We start from the raw sequence: 14,059 nt of genomic DNA, 5'->3' as shown, positions 1-14,059 counted from the left end.
ATCAACCACCGTACTCTACAATTATCTTCTTCCTTACCTCCTCGAAGTGTTGAGGCAACTCCTCCGGGTTAAGACCCCTAGCTAAATACCTTGAGAAGTACCTCTCTAAAAGCCCTTTCTCCCTGAGGATCTTGGACCACGCAGCTATATGCTCACCCTTAATCCTCTCCTCGCTGGGGAACATCCCCTCGCCCACCGGGATCTGCAGACCGGCGTCTATGCCCCCTTTAGCCGCCGCAAACACTATACCACCTTTCGTCGGCGAGTGAAGCCCTATATCCAGAATTGCCTCTTTAATGCCTTTCTTTAAGGCTCTAAAGCCGGCCAGCAGACCAGTCAGGTAAGCTGACGGCGTGTTCGCTGTACCACCCTTCCAGCCGTACTTCTTCACCAGCTCGTACGAGTGGGCTGCCGCTATTATGTGGTCGCCCTCTGGTCTGGCCACTGCCACCTGCACCCATATGTAGTTTAGGGTCTTTCTCACGATGAACCTCGGCTTACCCGATAAGAGCATCTTGTACCTCTTGTAGTAGTTAGTTTTACCCTCTCTCCTCCTTCTCCTCGGAACTTTATACCTAGGCCCCCTTGCCATGTTGAACACCCTACTGCTTCAAGTACCCGTGCTCGATCAGATACGTTCTGAGGGAGTTGAAGGACTTGAAGAAACCACCCTTAGCAAGCCTGTAGAGCCTCCTGTACGTCTTCCTGTCTATGATCTTGTTGTCTCTGAGATACCGTAGATACCTTCTGATCTTCCTAATCCTGCTCATCCAGACCTCTTTCTCGTCAGTCCTCGCCGTTTTGACCCCTTTCCTCTTGCCGTGCCCCCTTCTCCTACCCTTCCTCCTCTGTTCACGCCTAACTTTACTGCTGTAACCCGTGTTCCCGTGAGCGGGCTCTACGTATATGGCCCCGTCTTTGATGAGCCTCTTGATCTCCTCTCTAGTGATGGCGTCTGCTACATCCTCTACTCTAGCGGGGTCGATCCTGATTCTCGAGACCCCTACACCGAGTATTTCCGAGGCAAGCCTTTTCTGGAGGCTTAAGTCCGCCATTACCGCACCCCCTCAGTTAGCGCGGGCGGGTTTGCCACCTTAAAGCCTTTCGCTACCGCCGCTCTGTATATCTCAATCTTCTTCTTCAATCCCGTAGCCGCACTAATATATATGATGTTCTTCGAAGGATCCAGTTTATCGATCTCGTCTACATTCGAAACAGTTACTGGTACTAACCCCGATGGATGATAACCCCTTACCTCGGCTGGACCACCATAACCCACCGACACCAGCGGCGGGTACCCCTTCAACTTCCTCCTGACCTTGTTATCGATACCCTTAGGTCTCCGCCACTTGAGGTCGTTCTTGAACTTCGGTTTCTTCCACCACAGATACCTGAGGAACTCTGGCTTCTTCTCCTTGATCTTCCTTCTCAACTCGAGTAAGCGCTCTATTCTACTTTTCAATTCCTACACCCCGCTCGTATATGTAGATCCCGTCAACAAATATCCTCCGGTCTAGGTCCTTGATCCTAGTAGCCCTTTCTATATTAGCTGCTGTTTGTCCAACCTCCTCTATGTCTATACCTGTAACTATTACGTCTTCCCCTGACACCTTTACTTTCACCTTCTCGCCGAAGATTTTAGCGATTCTGTCAGCCTTCTCGCCGAGGAAGTTCTTTATCCTGACAACGCGGTTTTTCTCGTCTACCTGTACAGTGATCGGGAAGTGCGAGTAGATTATCTTCAGCTTATACGTGAAGCCCTTTGTGACACCCGTGATCATGTTTCTGATATGCGCCGCGATTGTGCCTACGAGCGCCTTCTTCTTCCTGTCCAAGTAAAAGCCTTCTACGATTACTTTGTTGTCCTCGACTCTGATGAGAATGCCCCTCGCGTGGCTAAAATCTCTCTCCAGCTCGCCGAGAGGGCCCCGGACCTTGACCCTCATCCCGTCTACCTGGACGCTTACCCCTTCCGGCACTTCAACGGTCGAGCTGTAGTGTATCATTTTTACCATTGCCACCACCTAGTAGACGTACGCTAGTAGTACGCCGCCAACGTGTTTCTCTACCGCCTCCCTGTGGCTCATGACCCCCTTCGACGTGCTCACTATCAAGATACCTATGTTGTACGCCGGGAGGTATTTCTTCAACCAGTCTGGGAATTCTGATAGCTCCCTATATGTCACACTGTACCTCGGCTTTATGACACCGATCTTGTTAATCCTGCCAAGTAGCTGTACCTTTATTTTACCCCATCTCCCGTCGTCGATGTACTCGAACTCGCCAATATACCCTTCCCTCTGGAGGACTTTCAAGACGTTGAGTATGAGCTTAGAGGCTGGCATGATGAGCACTTCGCTCTTCGACCTCATCGACGCGTTCTGTATCGCCGCGAGGGCGTTAGCGAGCGTGTCCATCATCACCATAAGCAACACCTCTCCTTTATATCGGGTTAAATGGCTTATTTAACCATACTTTTTGAACCCTATAGAGTAGGCTAGTTCTCTGAAGCACTGCCTGCACAAGTAGAGGCCGTAGGCCTGTATCACAGCGTCTCTCGCCCCGCACCTCCGGCACCTTCTACTCCCCTTACCGAAGCTCCTCTCCTTAGGCGGCCTGTACTTCCCCACCGCCACCACCTACTCTGGAACTATCTCGACTCCGAGCTCGCGCTTAAGCAAGACTATTGCCTCCTCTTTCGAGACCCTGTGCCTCCTGGGCACTCTCCTTTTTCTAGCTCTTTTCCTCCTCATGACCCTGTAACCTGGTCTCTCGATCGTAATGCAGACGTCCATTCCGAAGATGCCCACCTCCGGGTCGTACTTTACGCCGGGTATGTGGATGTGCTCTTTGACCCCGAAGCAGACGTTACCGTAGTCGTCGAAGCTGGACTCCTTCAACCTGTACCCTACAGCCTCAAGAGCCTTTCTAAGGAAGTCTATGGCCTTCTCCCCCCGTAGCGTGACGATCGCCGCTATGTTCTCTCCTTTCTTGATACCGAAGTCCCTGATGGTCTTCTTTGCTCTCCTGGGCACGGGCTTGGCGCCCGTCAGCTCCTCGAGAACCTTCATGGCTTTGCCTAGTCTCTCGGTCTCCGAGCCGACCGAGATGTTGACGGTTACTTTGGCTATCCTTGGCTTGAGCATGGGATTACTGTTCCACTTCGATAAGATCTTGTCTTCGTCTATTACGAGCTTGGTGCTCATTTCCACACAGCCTCGGGGAGCGTTATTAGTGGCTTGTCCCTGCCTATTACAAAGACATAGTTCAGGCTGGTCTGGAACAAGTTCCCGTTTCTGTCTTCAATGACGGCAACACTCCTCTTCACACCCATACCTCTATGTACCTTTTTCAGTAGGCCGACCCGCCCTACGTTCCTTCCACCCGATATTATTACCAGGTTGTTCTCAGCGAGTGGGATGTAGTCCAAGATCTTGTTGTCTGCCAGGGACAACTGGACTGTTCCGAGCGTCTCGTAGACGTCCTCTACCGGGTTTCTCGGGTCCTTCACCCTAATCAACACGTTTCTACCGTCGTGTAGGTTCAACTGTATGTGGCCGCCTTTCACGGTAGTCTTGTTCTGTATCCGGCACAGCTTGAACGATGCTTCTTCCTTGGGGATCTTCACGAAGCCTATCACTTTCGTGGGGACTGGTACCACCCTGTAGTACTCGTCGGTCGGTTTAATGTGGAGGACGTCCATGAATCCTACCGGGAACTTGTAGTCCCGTACAACGCGTCCGTCGATCTCGAAGTGTCCCTCGGAGATAAGTCTCCGAGCCTCTCTCGCCGTCTCGGCGTAGCCAAAGACGTCCCTGACGACTATTAGTAGGGGTAGCGAGTACTCGATGGGGTGCGGACCTGGGGAAGGCTTCACCGTCCACTTGTACTTTTTCCTCAGGATAGGCCAGTAGTAGGGTGCCGCAAGGGCTTTTAAGTGCCTAGAGCCGGTCACTTGCTTTCACCCCTTTTCCGTCGCTCTATGATCTTCATTCTATACTTGTCGCTCAGGTCTAGTTTAGTGATGATGACCTTGCTGGGGTGTATAGGGTAGTACACAAGCGTACCGTCTGCCTTCTTAACTTGAACACCCTCGACAAAGATACGCCCCCTCTTTAGGTCGACTTCTACCACTTTACCCTCGTGACCTTTCCAGTCACCCCTTAGGATCTTAACGGTGTCCCCCTTACGTACGGGCAGCCTTTTAACCCCGTACTTCTCCACCAATTCGTCGCTAAGTTTAGCCGTCATGAACTTGTGCCTCAGGTGGAGGGGCGCGTTGTAAAGGGCTTTTCGCTGTTTAGAGGGCTTCTTAGACTTGGTTAAGGACATACATACCACCTAAACTATCATCGTGGCAAGGTTCGCTATCTGAGGCCACCTCTCCGCTGCCTCCCTAGCAACCGGGCCTCTAATTTCACTACCTTTCGGGGTTCCCTCTGGTGTTAACAGGACCACGGCGTTGTCCTCGAAAGCCACCCACACACCGTTCGGTCTTCGGTAGGGTCTTTTCTGCCTGACTATAATGGCCTTGAAGATCTGCTTCCTGACGCTCGGACTTCCCTTCTTCACGGTTACTACCACTAGGTCTCCTACTCCAGCTGGAGGGACTCTTCTCAGTCTACCCTTATACCCTGGCACTCCTATGATCATCGCCTCTTTCCCACCACTGTTATCGGTCACAACGACTCTCGACCCGACCTGGAGACCGGTGTTCACCTTCCGCCTGGAGAAAGCGGGCTTCCCTGCTACCGCTCTCTTCGCGCCCATTTCAACCACCTCTCTTCACGACGCCTAGGACTACGAAAGACACGCTCTTGGCTAAAGGCCTTGTCTCGCCGATGACTACAACATCCCCTTCTTTGACTTTGATACAGGGTGGTAGATGCGCGTGGATGTGTTTGTGCCTCCTCTCGTACCTCTTGTACTTTGGGTCGTAGTACAAGTAGTCGTGCCTTACCACAACAGTCTTCTGCATCTTCGCGCTCTTAACAACGCCAGTCAAAATAACGCCGCGGACCTTCAGGTGACCGTGCCACGGACACTTAGGGTCATTACAAGTCTCGCTGGGCGGCTCCACGCCCCTTATACCCACGTTCCGGACCTGCACAGCGCTCACTTTAACCGCCTCTTCAACCTCTTAAGCCTTTCAGCTGGTCTACCTAAAATTAAATCCCCCTTTATAACCACTACCTCACCGTGTGGGAGCTCAAATTCAAATACACCGTTCTGTTTAAAAACCCTGATCCTTCTGCCCCCCGCTGTCTCTATGAGGAGGGTTTTCAGGGTCTCGTCTATTACTACTCCTTCGAGCCCGTTGAGGTTTGTGTCTGTATAGGATAGGATCCTCACTCTTAGGCCTATTATCTCGTGGAAAAGAATGTTCTTACTGCTTATTCTCAACCGCCGGACTACCTTCAGTAGTCCTCTCTCTAGTGACCGCCCCTACAGAGCTCTTTTTTAAGGCCTCCTCTCTCATAACCGTGAGAATTCTTGCAATGTCCCTCTTAATGTTCCTAATTCTACTAGTATTGGTGAGAGTCCCAACCCTCGCCTGCATTTTCAGCTTGATCAGCTCCATTCGGAGCTCTACAAGTTTCCTTACTCTCTCCTCGGGCGGCATTTTCCTTATCTCACTGGCCTTCACCACTACCACCCCCTACTGGTGCCCCTTCTTTTACCTGGGGCTGCAGTAGTGCTTGCAACTCCTCGGGTTTCAGCTGTTTCAGCTCGACCTGGTCCGGTAACGGCATAGACGGTTTGACAATGATGACCTCAACACCGAATATACCAGGCTTTAGCAGAGTCTTAGCAACAGCCCTGTCCACTATGTAATCGACCAGGTCTCCCGCCTTGTAAATTTTCCCGGCTCTCATCTTCTCGTATGTTGCCCTCTCGCCTCTGAGCTTACCACTGATCACGATCTCGGCCCCGAGCGCTCCCGCGTCCATGATCCTCTTTAGCATGGCCATCATAACTCTTCTGTACGGTATCTCTTTCTCGAGGGCTCTGACTATGCGGAACGCTACGACCCTGGCATTCAGGTCTGCGTCCGTCACGGGGGAAACCGTTATGTTTACGTTTTCCAGCCCGAACCTCGTCTGGAAGATCGCTGTGAGCTTCCTGATCACAGAGCCACCCCTACCGATCAGCCTCCCCGGATACTCGGCGTATATCACGACTCTGTGCCCTGTAGGGGTCTTGTAAAGCTCTACACCCGCGTAACCCGCGTCAACGAAGTAGCTAGCTAGAAACTGGTCGATCATCGTCTTCTTCAACCCAAGGTTTATGAAGTACTGTTTTACCCTCGAGCCCACCATGTCAGCTCGCCTCTCTAACTATGACCTCCACATGCGTTGTTCTACGGAACTTGGGAGTCGCCCTACCAAAAGCCCTAGGCATGTACCTCTTCAGCGTGACCCCTTTGTGTGCTGCTATGTGTATTATGACCAGCTTGTCCTTGTCCAACCCCTTGTTTTCGGCGTTGGCCTCCACGTTCTCGAGGAGTTCGAGAAGGTACTTTGCCGCCTTAACCGGGTACCTGCCGGCTGGCCAACCGTACTTGTCGGCTAGCCCTCTCTTGTGGCTGACTTTGCCATGGTACCTCCTGAACGGGATCGGCTCTTTTAGTTTAATAACGTTTTCCAGGAGTTTCTTGGCGTCTTCTAGTTTCATCCCCCTGATGACCGAGACGACTTCTCTCATGTACTTTATAGAGACCGGTATGTCGTACCTCACAGCCTTTGCAATTTTCGACTCGTCCCTCAACTGTAGTGAGTAGTGCCAAGTCGGCATTCGACCACCCTACGTCTTCAGGGCTACGAACATACTGCTCCGGGTCGCCTTGAGACCCGGCTCTCCGTGGACGACCTTCTTGGTCGTCGGGCTGAACTCGCCAAGGTAGTGCCCTATCATCTCGGGGGTTATCTTCACTGGTACGAACTCTTTCCCGTTGTAAACGGCTATCGTCAACCCCACCATCTCGGGTAGCACGATCATGTCCCTCACATGGGTCTTTATGACGGCTTTCTTCGCGAGGTCGGGGTTCTGCCTGATCTTCCTTATCTTCGCGAGCAATCTGATCTGGGCCTTCGTGAAACCCCTCTTCAGGCTCCTCCTAGCCCTGGCTGGCAACAGCTCGATCAGCTCGTCCATCGGCATGGACAGCAACTCTTCGAGGGTCTTCCCCCTGTACCTGAACTTCTTCCACTCGGGCGGCATCTCTTTCAAGTCCAAGGCCACGCTAATACACCTGTAAGCACTCGATCCTGATATGCCTGCGTCTAGATTTTAATGTTTAACCTCTTTTTAAGGTAAATGGGTATCTTGCTGGGATTTTTAACGATTACCGTCTCGCAACCTATACTCTCGAGCCTCCTCAAGACGTCTCTATTGTGTCTCGGCGGCGCGACCACGACCACTCTAATGCCTCTATCGATAAGGTTCCGCACTTCTAGCCAGGGGTCTACGTCTCTCACGGTCTGCTGAAGATCGGACACGAGAACGACGATCCTTCCAGGGCGACTGCTCACCGCTACTCTGATGGCCTGGCTGATATTCGTATACCCCTTGAACCTCTGCGTGTAGACTCTTTCGAGGAACCTGTAGATGAGGGGCCTTGTCTTCTTCACAGGTGGTCTCACGACCTCGGTTCTGTCCCAGAACAAGACTATCTTGTCTACAAGCTCTACCATGCTAGCCAGCGCTACCAGCGTCCACATACTGTACCTGAGCATACTCCCACTGACGTCTACAACGGCCGTTATGCTCCTTTTTCTCGGGGAGTCCTCGAACACCATCCTGTAGTTAAACCTAGCGTAGTTGAACAACGTTGACCTTACATCGAGTCTCCCCTTGACGGACCTGACTTTTCTGCCCCCGACCGGTACACCGCGTCGCGCCCTCTCGAAGACCCGGTAACTCAGCTTTATCGCCCTCTCAAGTACAACGTAGTCGAGACCTCTCGTTGAGAAAACATCCGACAATTTCATCGAGATCAGCTCCAAGGTGTCGTCGGGGTAGACCTTCGAGACCAGGTGAAGCAGAAGCCTCTGGTCGTCGCTCAGTATCTTCTCTAGGATCGCTCTGTGTTGTGGCTCAAGGACGGCGGGCTCCACCCTCCCTGCGTAGTACAAGGCGGCTTCTCTCTCGGCCTGGTCACCGGTCACTAGGTAGTTTAAGTAGTGTCTAAGAGCCTTGCCGAGCAGGGCCTTGTTCCTTGCTGTGTCATCTAGTTTCTCTACGCTCGTCAACCCGGCTAGAGATAGTGGTGAGAGCGAAGACATCCTGCTCCTAAGCCTGCTATCCCTGTAGAGGCTAGAGACGACGGCCCACCTCTCGGCGAGGGGTTGCTTCTCTATGTCTCTCAAGTCGGTTGTAGACACCAGCTCGTCTACTAGCGACCTGATCTTGTTAGACGCCTGCTTACCGAGCCTTTTCATCAAACTCAATATGACACCTAATTTATCGCCCTCGCCGCCGGCGCCCGCTTTTGTTAACACGAAGTCTAGGATTCTCTTGTCCACCGTCTTACTGTGACCGTAGTAGCTCTTCACAAGTTCTTCGATCTGGTCGTAGTCCAACGACGTGAGCAGCTCGCTCGTTATCACACTGGCCCAGTACTTGCTCGGAACTTCTTTCAGGTACTTAAGTACGTCCCTAGCCGATATTGGTCTCTCCTCCACAACGGCTCTGTGAGCCTCGCTCTTGTCTATGGCGAGCTTACCGCTCTTGTCTCTGTATAGAACTTTGTTCGCCCTGAGCCACACGTAGTTAAGAACCTCTTCTGCGGTGCCCTCCCTGATGACGTCACTTAGTCTCAGTCTCTTACCCTTGCTCGACAGAACTTTGTGAACGCTTTCTCTACCTGGTTTGTAGAGCCAGCCCCCATAGCCTGTTGGCTCTTGCTTCGCAAGGTTGGACTTGTAGAACTCCTCGATTACCTCGCTTTTTACCGTGCCCGCCTCGTAGTTTAGGAGCTCGAGCGTCAACCTTATCCTTGCTAAGTCCTCGAGCCGTCCTGTAGGGATTCTCCCCGCACTCTTAACTCTCTCGTATACTTCGTCGAGCACCTTGTTTACTAGGCTCTTGAACTCGTCACTCACGTGTTGGTAGTAGCTCATTCAACAACGCCTCGTCCTCGACGTTCTTGAGCAGTACTGCCCTGCCTGCCTCGACTAACTCGTTTCTACCGGCCTTTTCCAGCCCCCGCGCCTCTGCGAGTAGAGAAGCCAGCGTAAGCCACATGACGCTATCTGAAATACCCGGCTTGTACACGGCTTTCTGGCGAAGGGTCCTTACGATTTGAAGGGCCTCCTCGATCAGCTTGGGCTCTAGCCTATTAATCAGGTCTCCTAGCCTCAACTTTATCACCTCGAACTCCTCCTCGAGGGTCGGGTACCTGAACTCCACCCTGACGACCCGCCTCAGGAAGGCGTCGCTCAGCTCACCCTGTGCTATGTCGTAGGGGTTGCTCGTGAGAATGATCTGAAAGCCGTCATCCCTCTGGTAGTAGACCCGCTTCAGCTCCGGGATTATGATCCTCCTCTTATCTATTATATCCAGCAAGAGGTTCTGGAACTCTTCGCTACTCCTCCTTATGTCGTCTATTAAGACCCCTGTGCCAAGTATCATGGCTGCTAGTAAAGGTCTCGGTATAAAGCTCTCCTCGTTGAAGCCCTTACTCATCGCCATTGCGGGGTGAAAGTCCCCTATGACACGGTACTCGTCGTAGTTTTCGCTACAGGGCAGGACGAACGCCGACTTGCCGCTCCAGAGGCTTAAAATCGCCTCGCCTATTTCTGTTTTCCCAGTACCAGGCGGCCCCTCGAACAGAACGGGTCTGTTGTTTAAGAACGCCGCCACTGTGATGTACACTATGTACGGTTTAACAATGAGCTTGAAGTGCTCCCTGAGATACCTGATAATATCTGGCGGGTTTCTTATCACTGGGTACCTCCGGATGGTCTGGGAGTAGATCTCACGGACCTTACTTACTATCGGGTCGGTGACTTTATCACCGTCAACCGCCATCTCGACCGAGACCTATGAGCAGGTGTCAGCTCTTTTTCCAGAACAGCATTGTGTAAAAAGGTTATTTACCCTTTCTTCTCCCAGTCCTTCTCGCCGCTATATGACCGACCTTCCTACCGGGCGGGGTGTTCCTAGCAACCGTTGTAGGCCTACCTACGTGCCTGCCGCCTCCATGAGGGTGAGAGACAGGGTTCATTGCGAGACCGCGTACCCTGGGCCACTTGTGGGCTTTTGCCTTCCACTTGTAGTAGGAAGCACCAGCCTTCAAGAGCGGCTTCTCGACCCTACCTCCTCCAGCTACCACGCCTATAGTGGCCCTAGCCTCGTTAGGTACCTCGACTACACGCCCACTGGGCAACTGTATCTGCGTCCTGTTCCCCGACCTCCCAACCACCACAGCATACGTCCCGCCAGCCCTCGCATACTTCCCCCCATCACCGGGGGTTTTCTCCACGTTGGCGACCTGAGTACCCTCGGGGATCTTCCCCACCGGTAGGATGTTGCCGTTCTCGATCTTGGCCTCAGGGCCTATCTCGATCGTTTGCCCTACGTACATCCCCTCTACAGCTGGCATATAGAATTCCTCGCCTGTCTCTAGTACTACCCTAGCTAGCGGCACCCACCTGCCGGGGTCGTGCACCAGGTCCACGACTTTCCCTTTAACGGTCTTGTCTAAGGGTAGTTGGGGATACTTGGCAGGGGCGACGCGTAAGTGTCCCGGACTCCTGAATGTAGGTGAGCCCCTACCCATTCTCTGGGGGAGTATCCTCTTACCCATACAAACCACCTCACAGTAAGCCTAGTTGGGCGGCTACATCGCTAGCCTTGTATTCGCTAGCCAGCTTGACGTAAGCCTTCTTTTCACCTCTAGGCGTGATCACCGTATTAACCTTGACCACCTTGACGTTGAAGAGCCTCTCAACGGCCTCTTTTATGAGAGTCTTGTTAGCGGTTCTGTCGACTATAAACACTAGTGTATTGTTCTTGTCTATGAGCGTCAAGGCCTTCTCGCTGTGGACGGGCCTGATGATGACTTTAGCCAACCTGTCCTGCTCGCTCATAGGGGTATCACCTCGAACCGCCTTCCTATCTCCTCGAGAGCGCTCTTCGTGAAGACGGTGAGCCTTCCAGGTACGCCGCCAGGGGCGAGGTGGAGGACGCTTAGGTCTTTGGGCGTGGTGACGTCGACTCCCGGCAAGTTCCTTACAGCCTTAGCAAACGGCTTCTCGGTACTAGACACGACGAATAGAATGCTCTTGGGCTCCACATACCTTCTACCCCTCATCTTCCCTTTGCCAGCCCTTATCCCGGTTCCATCCCGGCTCCTCTCCACGTCGCTCCATAGACCGAGCTTGACCAGCAGCTCCCTGGCTTTCCGAGTCGAGTCAATAGAGTCTTCGACACTATCGGCTAGAACAACTGGTAGCTGGTTCACACCGAATACGTGCCCTCTTCTCCTGACCAGCTCGATACTGCTCGTCGCCGCCAAAGCGCTTGCGAGAGCGAGAGCCCTCTCCTTCTTGTTGATCTCCTCTCTCAGCACCCTATCAGGGGTTGGCGGGAAGGCTGCGTGCCCACCTCTAGCGCTAACAACAAACCTCGCTCTCCCGTTGGGGTTTCTAGGCACCCTCGCTAGACCGTACCCTACACCCCAGCTGTAGGCACTAGTTCTCTTGCCTGCTAGAGGGTCTCTACCCTTGGGTTGTAACCTCGCTGTGAAGGCTGCCAGGAAAGCCCTCCTGATCAGGTCTGCTCTAATAGGGACGTTGAATACTAGAGGCAGCTCTATTTCGCCTACTTTGTTAGCGTTCTCGTCTAGCACGCCCACCTTTTTCTTCTCCGACGAGGAGACCCTGACTAGTAGTTGCCAGGTCACAGCTACACACCCTGCTTGCTTTCAAGGCTCAGGTATGTTATTTGCGGGGGTGTTAAAGGTATCCAGCCGGCAGGCGGCCTAACGGGGTGTCTAAGCAGTAAGACCCTCTTAACAGTCCCTATGACGCTGCCATGGATCAGTATGTAAGGGCCGTAGATCAGGCCGTAGTGTAGGAACCCACCCTTCGGCACTATCTCAAGACCGTTCAAGCCGATTTTGAGGATCCGCTTATTCAACTCCGTCCTCCTGTGGAACCCCATTTGGCCTGCTTGAGGCGGCTCGCTCATCGTGCCGAAGCCCGGGCTCCTGGCACCAATCTTTCTACTACCCTTCCTGTGTTTGTGCCACCTGGGCAGCTCCTTCACGCCGAATCTCTTTATAACGCCCTGGAAGCCCTTCCCCTTAGTTACACCTATAACGTCGACGAGCTGGCCCTCAATGAAGACGTCTGTGACGCTCACGTACCCTCCAGTCACTTTCTCGGCGTACGAGGTTATCTCGTCGATCTTCCCACCCCCTACTCTGATCTCGAAGATCTCTGGCTTCTTCTTGCCGATCCCCGAGAGAACCGGTATAGTCGAAACGATCAGACTGACGGCCCTCACGTCACCCGTCAAGATTTGTTTCAATCTGCTCTCGTAGTCCGTCTCGATAAACTTAAACCCATATTCACTACTCGGGTCCGGTTTGACGAGGCCGTGGTTGACCTTCCTCAAGCCGGAGAGGTACTTTCTCACGATGTCCTTGGCTGCCTCGTCCTTGAAGAACGGGTTGTCCTTGTAAAACTTCTCGAAGACCTCGACAACGGCGTTAACGGGGCTTCTCCACGCCTCTCCGTAGGTCTTCAAAGAGCCGTTCTCGGAGACGTATGTCCTCAGACCTAAAACCACTATAGGCGGGGCGTCTAGTGCCGTGACAGGTGTAAAGACGGGTTTGCCTGTTAAAGGCGTGTGGGGCCTGTCCTCTACTACCATAGCATGTGTCATACCGGCCTTGTACACAGGGAACGCTAGTAGCGTGGGCCTTTTAACGACGTTGAGTTTCTCGACTTCGCTCCCGTACCTCTCCTCGAGTAGCTCGATCCATGTCTTTGCGGGCCAGGTCCTCACGCGTACCGTCAGCTCGCTAGCCCTCTTCCTCGGCCTTACGCCGAGGCTCCCGTGTCTCGGCGCTTCTAGTTTTCTATGACCCATTAAGCATACCCCAGGCTACTCAATGTAAACACTTAGACAAGGTTTTAAAGATGACCTCAAAGCGAGCTGGGTCGGGACGGCCCTCTACGCGTCACGTGGTCGAGACCAATAGTATATTGACTATTCCAAGGGTTATGACTAGAGCCTCCTCTGTTCTCACGGTAACAACTTTCTGACCAGGTATCGTGTTCCACACGTCGTCAACGAACATCCTAAGGTTGAAGCCTTCGGCCACAGACATTTCGAAGAGGTCGTGGCTAGGAGACCCGAATAAGACCACGACTTTTTTACCCGTCAATCTCTTCGCATCGGCTACTAGGGATGGTATTCGTCCTCTCCTGTCGGTGGCGAGTAGAAAGCTCTTTCCGGTGTACTCCTCTAGCACTTCCCTGAGGGAGTTTTTGAAAGCGACCTCCGGACCCGTGTAGAGTTTCGTCTCCGTCAGCTCCACTACCTTTTTAACCGGGTCTACTACTCTCACCTGCCGAACTCCCTCTCTACACTCTCCTTCGACGTAAAAGTCCTCTCCGACCCCTATGTCGGCGAAACAGCCGTCCGCCAAACGCTTTACTAGTGCGGGTCTCACCTGGCCTGTATACGGTTTCTTGGAGACGTGAAAGGACTCCAGCCGAAGAGGCGGCAGTATCCCCACGCCTCTCAGGTCCCTGTCGAGTGGGACTAGTTTCCTCCTCAGATAAGGGGGCGTCTTGTAGTAGTTCCAGACCTTCTCTATGAAGGCCCTCGCAGCCCCGTGATCCTTTTCACTGGTCGAGAAGTCTTTGAAGAAAACCGCCTTCTCCACGCCGAATATCGAGGAGTACCTCAGTATCTGATAGGCTTTGAGAAGCCTAGGTAGCCCAGGGGGCTCTACCGTTAAAACGCTTGACGGAAGGACGACGTGAACGACATGCCCCAAACCTACTTACCCTTTTCTTTACCCTTCTCAGGTTTCTCCTCG

The 14,059-nt window shown here is 53.0% G+C and carries 23 protein-coding genes; all 23 read right to left on the bottom strand.

What is annotated here, in order from left to right; genetic code table 11:
• Position 1: 1 nt before the first annotated feature.
• The 23 genes from ACP5VX_RS00285 to ACP5VX_RS00175 all read right to left on the bottom strand — a co-directional run bounded on the left by ACP5VX_RS00285 (position 2) and on the right by ACP5VX_RS00175 (position 14,017).
• Positions 2–592: a 50S ribosomal protein L18 gene (locus ACP5VX_RS00285; RefSeq protein WP_428723905.1), complete on the bottom strand. Its 591-nt coding sequence runs from the start codon at positions 590–592 to the stop codon at positions 2–4.
• A gap of 10 nt (positions 593–602) precedes the next feature.
• On the bottom strand, positions 603–1,055 hold the full coding sequence (locus tag ACP5VX_RS00280) for a 50S ribosomal protein L19e (RefSeq protein ID WP_428723904.1): 453 nt from the start codon (positions 1,053–1,055) through the stop codon (positions 603–605).
• Entirely contained in the window at positions 1,055–1,462 is a 408-nt protein-coding gene (locus ACP5VX_RS00275) for a 50S ribosomal protein L32e (RefSeq protein ID WP_428723903.1), read from the bottom strand. The genes ACP5VX_RS00280 and ACP5VX_RS00275 overlap by 1 nt, the downstream gene beginning before the upstream one ends.
• Entirely contained in the window at positions 1,452–2,015 is a 564-nt protein-coding gene (locus ACP5VX_RS00270; RefSeq protein ID WP_428723902.1) for a 50S ribosomal protein L6, read from the bottom strand. The genes ACP5VX_RS00275 and ACP5VX_RS00270 overlap by 11 nt, the downstream gene beginning before the upstream one ends.
• A 9-nt stretch (positions 2,016–2,024) precedes the next feature.
• On the bottom strand, positions 2,025–2,426 hold the full coding sequence (locus ACP5VX_RS00265; protein WP_428723901.1) for a 30S ribosomal protein S8: 402 nt from the start codon (positions 2,424–2,426) through the stop codon (positions 2,025–2,027).
• 39 nt (positions 2,427–2,465) lie between these two features.
• The gene (locus ACP5VX_RS00260; RefSeq protein WP_428723900.1) at positions 2,466–2,630 is read right to left on the bottom strand and encodes a 30S ribosomal protein S14; all 165 of its coding nucleotides are present in this window, start codon (positions 2,628–2,630) and stop codon (positions 2,466–2,468) included.
• A 9-nt stretch (positions 2,631–2,639) separates the two neighbouring features.
• Complete coding sequence (locus ACP5VX_RS00255; RefSeq protein WP_428723899.1) at positions 2,640–3,206, bottom strand: 50S ribosomal protein L5; 567 nt, start codon at positions 3,204–3,206, stop codon at positions 2,640–2,642.
• Positions 3,203–3,955 carry a 30S ribosomal protein S4e gene (locus ACP5VX_RS00250; RefSeq protein ID WP_428723898.1) on the bottom strand — a complete coding sequence of 251 codons (753 nt, stop codon included), beginning with the start codon at positions 3,953–3,955 and terminating at the stop codon, positions 3,203–3,205. The genes ACP5VX_RS00255 and ACP5VX_RS00250 overlap by 4 nt, the downstream gene beginning before the upstream one ends.
• Positions 3,952–4,332, bottom strand: a complete 381-nt coding sequence (rplX, locus tag ACP5VX_RS00245; protein WP_428723897.1) for a 50S ribosomal protein L24 — start codon at positions 4,330–4,332, stop codon at positions 3,952–3,954. Before rplX ends, ACP5VX_RS00250 begins: the two co-directional genes overlap by 4 nt.
• A gap of 9 nt (positions 4,333–4,341) precedes the next feature.
• The gene (locus ACP5VX_RS00240; RefSeq protein WP_428723896.1) at positions 4,342–4,770 is read right to left on the bottom strand and encodes a 50S ribosomal protein L14; all 429 of its coding nucleotides are present in this window, start codon (positions 4,768–4,770) and stop codon (positions 4,342–4,344) included.
• 1 nt (position 4,771) lies between these two features.
• On the bottom strand, positions 4,772–5,119 hold the full coding sequence (locus tag ACP5VX_RS00235) for a 30S ribosomal protein S17 (RefSeq protein ID WP_428723895.1): 348 nt from the start codon (positions 5,117–5,119) through the stop codon (positions 4,772–4,774).
• Positions 5,116–5,403, bottom strand: coding sequence for a ribonuclease P protein component 1 (locus ACP5VX_RS00230; protein WP_428723894.1), 288 nt, complete (start codon positions 5,401–5,403; stop codon positions 5,116–5,118). The genes ACP5VX_RS00235 and ACP5VX_RS00230 overlap by 4 nt, the downstream gene beginning before the upstream one ends.
• Positions 5,387–5,650 carry a 50S ribosomal protein L29 gene (gene rpmC, locus ACP5VX_RS00225; RefSeq protein ID WP_428723893.1) on the bottom strand — a complete coding sequence of 88 codons (264 nt, stop codon included), beginning with the start codon at positions 5,648–5,650 and terminating at the stop codon, positions 5,387–5,389. Before rpmC ends, ACP5VX_RS00230 begins: the two co-directional genes overlap by 17 nt.
• Positions 5,634–6,320: a 30S ribosomal protein S3 gene (locus ACP5VX_RS00220; protein ID WP_428723892.1), complete on the bottom strand. Its 687-nt coding sequence runs from the start codon at positions 6,318–6,320 to the stop codon at positions 5,634–5,636. The genes rpmC and ACP5VX_RS00220 overlap by 17 nt, the downstream gene beginning before the upstream one ends.
• A gap of 1 nt (position 6,321) precedes the next feature.
• Positions 6,322–6,795, bottom strand: coding sequence for a 50S ribosomal protein L22 (locus ACP5VX_RS00215; RefSeq protein WP_428723891.1), 474 nt, complete (start codon positions 6,793–6,795; stop codon positions 6,322–6,324).
• A gap of 9 nt (positions 6,796–6,804) precedes the next feature.
• Positions 6,805–7,221 (bottom strand): 30S ribosomal protein S19, encoded by a 417-nt coding sequence (locus ACP5VX_RS00210; protein WP_428724015.1) that lies wholly within the window; start codon positions 7,219–7,221, stop codon positions 6,805–6,807.
• 62 nt (positions 7,222–7,283) lie between these two features.
• Positions 7,284–9,122 carry a vWA domain-containing protein gene (locus tag ACP5VX_RS00205; protein ID WP_428723890.1) on the bottom strand — a complete coding sequence of 613 codons (1,839 nt, stop codon included), beginning with the start codon at positions 9,120–9,122 and terminating at the stop codon, positions 7,284–7,286.
• Positions 9,097–10,032 (bottom strand): AAA family ATPase, encoded by a 936-nt coding sequence (locus ACP5VX_RS00200; RefSeq protein ID WP_428723889.1) that lies wholly within the window; start codon positions 10,030–10,032, stop codon positions 9,097–9,099. Before ACP5VX_RS00200 ends, ACP5VX_RS00205 begins: the two co-directional genes overlap by 26 nt.
• Before the next feature lie 61 nt (positions 10,033–10,093).
• Positions 10,094–10,810, bottom strand: a complete 717-nt coding sequence (locus ACP5VX_RS00195) for a 50S ribosomal protein L2 (protein ID WP_428723888.1) — start codon at positions 10,808–10,810, stop codon at positions 10,094–10,096.
• A gap of 10 nt (positions 10,811–10,820) precedes the next feature.
• A complete protein-coding gene (locus ACP5VX_RS00190; RefSeq protein WP_428723887.1) occupies positions 10,821–11,093 on the bottom strand; it encodes a 50S ribosomal protein L23 in 273 nt (90 codons plus the stop codon).
• Positions 11,090–11,908, bottom strand: coding sequence for a 50S ribosomal protein L4 (gene rpl4p, locus ACP5VX_RS00185; RefSeq protein WP_428723886.1), 819 nt, complete (start codon positions 11,906–11,908; stop codon positions 11,090–11,092). Before rpl4p ends, ACP5VX_RS00190 begins: the two co-directional genes overlap by 4 nt.
• A 2-nt stretch (positions 11,909–11,910) precedes the next feature.
• A complete protein-coding gene (locus ACP5VX_RS00180) occupies positions 11,911–13,101 on the bottom strand; it encodes a 50S ribosomal protein L3 (RefSeq protein ID WP_428723885.1) in 1,191 nt (396 codons plus the stop codon).
• Between the two features lie 91 nt (positions 13,102–13,192).
• Positions 13,193–14,017: a putative RNA uridine N3 methyltransferase gene (locus ACP5VX_RS00175; protein ID WP_428723884.1), complete on the bottom strand. Its 825-nt coding sequence runs from the start codon at positions 14,015–14,017 to the stop codon at positions 13,193–13,195.
• Positions 14,018–14,059 lie beyond the last annotated feature (42 nt).

The sequence above is a fragment of the Thermogladius sp. genome (assembly GCF_049970955.1).
Lineage (GTDB): Archaea > Thermoproteota > Thermoprotei_A > Sulfolobales > Desulfurococcaceae > Thermogladius.
This window is presented reverse-complemented; position numbering and strand designations above follow the sequence as displayed.

What these genes read in the sequence shown, in the direction of transcription:
- ACP5VX_RS00270 (WP_428723902.1), bottom strand. Translation starts at nt 2,015, where the DNA reads ATGGTAAAAATGATACACTACAGCTCGACCGTTGAAGTGCCGGAAGGG.
- ACP5VX_RS00205 (WP_428723890.1), bottom strand. Translation starts at nt 9,122, where the DNA reads ATGAGCTACTACCAACACGTGAGTGACGAGTTCAAGAGCCTAGTAAAC.
- ACP5VX_RS00210 (WP_428724015.1), bottom strand. Translation starts at nt 7,221, where the DNA reads ATGCCGCCCGAGTGGAAGAAGTTCAGGTACAGGGGGAAGACCCTCGAA.
- ACP5VX_RS00195 (WP_428723888.1), bottom strand. Translation starts at nt 10,810, where the DNA reads ATGGGTAAGAGGATACTCCCCCAGAGAATGGGTAGGGGCTCACCTACA.
- ACP5VX_RS00280 (WP_428723904.1), bottom strand. Translation starts at nt 1,055, where the DNA reads ATGGCGGACTTAAGCCTCCAGAAAAGGCTTGCCTCGGAAATACTCGGT.
- ACP5VX_RS00220 (WP_428723892.1), bottom strand. Translation starts at nt 6,320, where the DNA reads ATGGTGGGCTCGAGGGTAAAACAGTACTTCATAAACCTTGGGTTGAAG.
- ACP5VX_RS00265 (WP_428723901.1), bottom strand. Translation starts at nt 2,426, where the DNA reads ATGGTGATGATGGACACGCTCGCTAACGCCCTCGCGGCGATACAGAAC.
- rplX (WP_428723897.1), bottom strand. Translation starts at nt 4,332, where the DNA reads ATGTCCTTAACCAAGTCTAAGAAGCCCTCTAAACAGCGAAAAGCCCTT.
- ACP5VX_RS00180 (WP_428723885.1), bottom strand. Translation starts at nt 13,101, where the DNA reads ATGGGTCATAGAAAACTAGAAGCGCCGAGACACGGGAGCCTCGGCGTA.
- ACP5VX_RS00285 (WP_428723905.1), bottom strand. Translation starts at nt 592, where the DNA reads ATGGCAAGGGGGCCTAGGTATAAAGTTCCGAGGAGAAGGAGGAGAGAG.
- ACP5VX_RS00190 (WP_428723887.1), bottom strand. Translation starts at nt 11,093, where the DNA reads ATGAGCGAGCAGGACAGGTTGGCTAAAGTCATCATCAGGCCCGTCCAC.
- ACP5VX_RS00255 (WP_428723899.1), bottom strand. Translation starts at nt 3,206, where the DNA reads ATGAGCACCAAGCTCGTAATAGACGAAGACAAGATCTTATCGAAGTGG.
- ACP5VX_RS00200 (WP_428723889.1), bottom strand. Translation starts at nt 10,032, where the DNA reads ATGGCGGTTGACGGTGATAAAGTCACCGACCCGATAGTAAGTAAGGTC.
- ACP5VX_RS00240 (WP_428723896.1), bottom strand. Translation starts at nt 4,770, where the DNA reads ATGGGCGCGAAGAGAGCGGTAGCAGGGAAGCCCGCTTTCTCCAGGCGG.
- ACP5VX_RS00215 (WP_428723891.1), bottom strand. Translation starts at nt 6,795, where the DNA reads ATGCCGACTTGGCACTACTCACTACAGTTGAGGGACGAGTCGAAAATT.